The organism is Micromonospora sp. NPDC047620 (genome assembly GCF_043205005.1).
In the GTDB taxonomy this organism is placed as follows: Bacteria; Actinomycetota; Actinomycetes; order Mycobacteriales; family Micromonosporaceae; genus Micromonospora.
Map to the genome: position 1 here is coordinate 1 of NZ_JBIDDG010000073.1, position 4,981 is coordinate 4,981.

The window sequence follows — 4,981 nt, forward strand, 5'->3', positions numbered from 1 at the left end:
CCACAGCCCGGTTGGTCTCCACAGCCCGGTTGGTCTCCACCACCCACTGCTCAATCGCACCCAGCGTGCGCAGAATCGCATCCTTCGTCACATCCGCATCCGGATTCAAACGCAGACGGAACACCACCGTCTCGGACTCACGATGCCACCAATAATCGACGAAGACCCGCTCCCCCGCATCCTTCCCCGCATGCTCCACCCGGAAAGGAGGAACCTCCCCCGGCGTCGGCACCAACCGCAACGGATCCTTACCCAGCCAGGTGAACCGATCAGTAAACACATGCGTCATCTCGTCCCAAGCAGGCAAACTTGCCGAACTCCGATACGACACACGCCAACCACCGTCCTTCGCCACCTCCACAGACGGCGGCTCACCCGCCGCCCACTCCGACGGCAACACACCCTTCCCACCACCCGAGAACGAACCACCCCCCACACGACCCCACTCAAACGCCGCCGCACCACCAGGCAACCCACCCTGGGTGCGCCGACGTTTCGGGGCCCGCCCAGTTCCCGTCTCGGCTCGCTCTTTGCGCTCCTGCCGCGCCTGGATCTGGGCTTTAATAGCCTCGAACTCGCCGATGCTCTTGTCCAGACCCACGAGCACGAGCCGGAAGGCGTATTCGGGTTCGGGCACCGGCGAATCCGCTCTTGGGACCAACGGCACCCCGACCACGGCGAAAATGTCGATGGCGACATCCAATCCGACCGGCCGCGGCAATTGCCCTACCTTCAGGGTAATCGGCGTTCCCTTATCGAGATTCACCTTCCCGCCACCCAACACGTCGACTGAATTGCCCAGTCTAAGACGCAGGGGTCTAGGCATTCGCCCATCCGCCAACATTATGTCTTTGATAGATATTGCGTCGTAAAGATCCCACCGATCCTCTCGCTCCCACAGCACGTTTCCGGTCTGCAGCAGCCGACCGATATCGGGCACGGTGGGGGCGGGCTTGACCAGCTCCAGGTACAGGGTTTGCTTGATAGGGTTCTCTTCGAGTATCACGACCGCGATGGGTCGACCAAAGATGTCATACCCGAGTTCGAGACGAACCTCCCTCATGTCCGCAGGAAAGACAAACCTTCTTCCGTCGGCCACCTCGACCTGTGGGATACGGCCCTGACGGGCGGTGGCATGGGCCTGACCTGCCCCGCCCTCCCCGCCGAGGGTTATGCCCAATTCTCTCCGGGGTTGCAACAGACGCGTCTTGATGTAATAGGAAGCGCTGAACTCCCATGGGGGGTAGAGTTCCCAAGACGCACGCACCTTTTGCTTCAGACTGTGCAGCTCGCCCTCAGTGAACTCGCGGTTGATCGGTTGGTAGATGATGCTTCCAGCGCCGTTGTCCGCGGTGTACGGGATTTCGATAAACCCGACGCCCTTTTCGCCGACCTTCCCGAAACTGATATTGACCACATCACCCAGGCCGAAGAGTCCACCGACATGTCCGAGAACTATGTCCTTGCCGCTCAGTTTGATGCGCAGCCCTGGGGCCGGGCGGGTTAGCTCTCTTATGTCCTTGTCATGCCGCGCGGGGGTGGTGGGGAGGCGGATGGTGAATGGGTCTTCGAGGTTCCCTGGGAGCTGGTCTTTCCAGCCGCTGCGTTGGTTGTTGAGGTCGCGGAGGTATTCGAGGTGTTCGGCGAGTTCCTGGACCTGGTTGCGGGGGGAGATGGGGGGTTGACGGATGGCCGCGAGGTTGCGGTGGAATGAGTCTCGCCGGATGCGCGAGTAGGTGCTGTCGGGATTCTTCTCCGCCTTGGCGATTGCCGCTCGCAGCAGACCACGTGTCTCCTCAAACACCCCAGCCTGTTGGCGCTGCTCGCCAGGGTCGGGCCGGAAGAAGCCCGCGGCGATACGGTCATCCTGTGGGCCACGAGGTTGGGCGAGGACGTAGGCGCCCTTCAACCGAAGGACCTGTTGCGGGGTGACACCGGGAACCAACGGCGGGCCGATGTCGTGCGGGGCCCCGAACGGATGGTGGACCTGCATCGGCTGGTCCAACTCCTTGGCCAGCACATGGAGAGGCACAAGCGCGACGTCGTAATCCAAGGTTTGGTTGTTTCCGATCGTGCTGAGCCAGATCCGTTCCAGGGCTTTCCGCCGCTGCTCGGACACGTCCCCCGAATACGGAAGAATCTTTCTAAACGTCGACTCTTCACCCCGGGCAAGGTCGTCGGCCAGTTGACGGACCACCCATGCGCGCAGTCCTTCCACGCTGGTGACGCCCCACTGCGCCAACAGCTGCGGGTAGGTGTTCAACACCGACCTGTAGAAGGCGAGGTGCGCCCCCCCGCGGAACAGCGCAGAATCGATGTTGAAGACCTTGTCCGCCCACTGCTCGAATTCTGTCGCCTGGTCACGGGTTACCCCGGCCGACAACTGGGTGATCGCCGCGTCCACGCTCCGCTGCAAGTCCGGCGCGACACCACCGGACCCACCGGCCGTCATCGCCCCGCTCGGCCCCGGGTCCGCCCCGCCCACCCATGACACCCCTGCCAGCGGGCCCGACGCGACCGGTGCGGAGCCCTCCAGCGACAACCCCGAACCAAGCGCCGACGTCGACAGATACGCCCCCGCCCCCGAATTCGACCCCTCCCCCGCGTCAAGAATCCCCGGGTCAAAACCGGACAGGTCGTAATCTCCCGCAGGACCGGACAGCAGTCCACCCGAGGCCACGTCGACCAAGCCGGCGGAGGTGACGCCTCCCTGCAGGTCCGAGGGCCCGACCGGCGCGGAGCCCTCCAGCCGCGACGCCGAGTCAACGGCCGGGCCGGACCATTCCATCGCCGCTGGCGGGTCGGACAGCGCATCGGGGGCTGGCTCCGAGGGCTGGGGGTCTGGTGCGGGCTGCAGACCCCGCCGCCCCAGCGCCAGCTCCTCTCGATGCTTGAGCGCTTCGGCGAGAGCATCGAATTCCTCTTTGCCTTGCACGGTTGTTTCGATGAGCCGGTAGACGTATTCGGGTTCGGGCGCCGGCGAATCCGGTCTTGGGACCAACGGCGCCCCGACCACGGCGAAAAGGTTTTCGGAGAGAACCCTTGCGCCGGCATCCGGTCCGGACGCCTCCATCCGTCCTACCCGCAGTTTGATTTCCGTGCCCCGAGAGAGATCCACCTCCCTCCCATCGAACGTCTTGGCCAAACCATTGATTCTTATGTCCAGGCCGGGCAACGCTTTGTGCGACCACATTTCGGAACTGGCAGATATTTCATCGAAAAGGAACCAACGACGGTCATCTCGTTCCCACAGCGCATAACTGCGCATTCCCTTGATGTCGTCCGCGGTGGGGGCAGGGTCCATTTCCAGGTACAGAGTCCGTCCGGTCATGTTCTTGTCGGCCGGGATAATCACGACGCCGAAGGGTTGATCATCCATGCCATACCCGAGCCGGAGAATGACCTCCTTCAGGTCGGCCGGAAAGGTAAACGGACTTCCGTCGACCATCTTGCTATTCGGGATAGTGAATTGACCATGTCCGAAGCGACGGGACAGCCTCCTTTTTTTGTCCACACGGAACTCCATGTGGTAAAAGTCCTCGGAGAACCATCGGTCTTCGAGTTCCCACTCCCGGCCGGGCACCTTTTTCCTCAGGGCGCGCAGCTCGTCGTCAGTGAACTCGCGGGGGACCTTTCGGTAGATAGCACGTTCGGTTCTGCCGTCCACGGTGTACCGGATTTTGACGATACCGACGCCTACTCCGTTGAGCTTCCCGAAACTCATATAGACCACATCGCCCGCGATGGCCACGTCGTCTACAACGGCGAGACGTTCCGGCTTGCCGCCCAGCGTGGCCATCAAACTTGGTAGGTAGTCACCGCCGACGGAAGCGGTGAAGCTGATGGTGAATGGGTCCTCGAGTTGCCATGAGTTCTGGTCTTTCCAGCCGCCGTCTACGTTGCGGCTGCGGAGGTAGAGCCTACGGAGGTATCGGCGGTTTTCTGCGAGTTCCCGGACCTGGCTGCGGGGGGAGATGGGGTGTTGACGGATGAGCGCAAGCTTGCGGTGGAATGTGTCTTGCTGGATGAGCCCGTAGATCTCGGTCGGATTCAGATTCGATTCCGCCTCGTCGATTTCCTCCCGCAGCTGACGGAGTGCCTCCTCAAAGGTGGCCTGTTGGACCTGGTCGGTCACCGATGGCCGCGAGAAGCCCTCAGCGATGCGGGCGGCGATGCGGTCATCGTGTGGGTCACGAGGTTGGACGATGACGTAGGCGCCGTTCAACCAGACGACTGGTTGCCGGGTGACACCGGCAACCGGCGGCGGGCCGATGTCGTACGGGGCACCGAACGCATGGTGGACCCGCATCGGCGCGCCCAACTCCCCGGCGAAGATATGGGGAATCACATGCGAGATGTCGTGACCGTCGGCGTGGGCGTTCCCGACCTTGCCGAGCCAGAGCCGGTGCAGGGCCTTCCGGCGCTGCGGGGACACGCTCTCCGGATACGGCAGAAGCTCTCTGAACTTCGACTCATCACCCCTGGCGAGGTCGACGGCCAGTCGGTGGGTCGCCCACGCGCGCGCTCCACGCAGGTCGGTAACGCCCTCCTGCGCCAGCAGTTCCGGGTAGGCGTTCAACACCGACTTGTAGAAGGCGAGGTGCGGCGACTTTCCCTGGCCGAACAGCGCAGGATCGATGTCGAACACCTCGTCCGCCCACTGCCGGAATGCCGCCTCGTCAGCGGCCGCAACGGCTGACAACTGTTCGATCATTTCCGATTGCCAGCCCGGCGGCAACCACCCCAAGCCGGGCTCCGGTGTCCTCATATCGAAAAAGTCTGCCTCCCCCGGCGGGTTATCCCACAGGGCAGAAATATCCGGGTCAACACCAAACGGGTCAGTTTCCGCTGGATCGGACGGCTGCCCGTCTGCGTCAGAGCCGGCCGGGCCCCATTCCATCGCCGCCGGCCGACCAGGCAACGAACCGGGCGACAGGTCCAAAGACTCAAACTCAGACTCCGACTCCGAGCCGGACGGCTC

Annotated in this window: 1 protein-coding gene; it reads right to left on the reverse strand. The window is 63.1% G+C overall.

Annotated elements, in window-relative coordinates; translation table 11 throughout:
• Positions 1–4,714, reverse strand: a 4,714-nt coding sequence (locus ACGF5C_RS34150) for a hypothetical protein (protein ID WP_393308450.1), incomplete at its 3' end; no start/stop codon positions are given.
• Between the last annotated feature and the right edge of the window lie 267 nt (positions 4,715–4,981).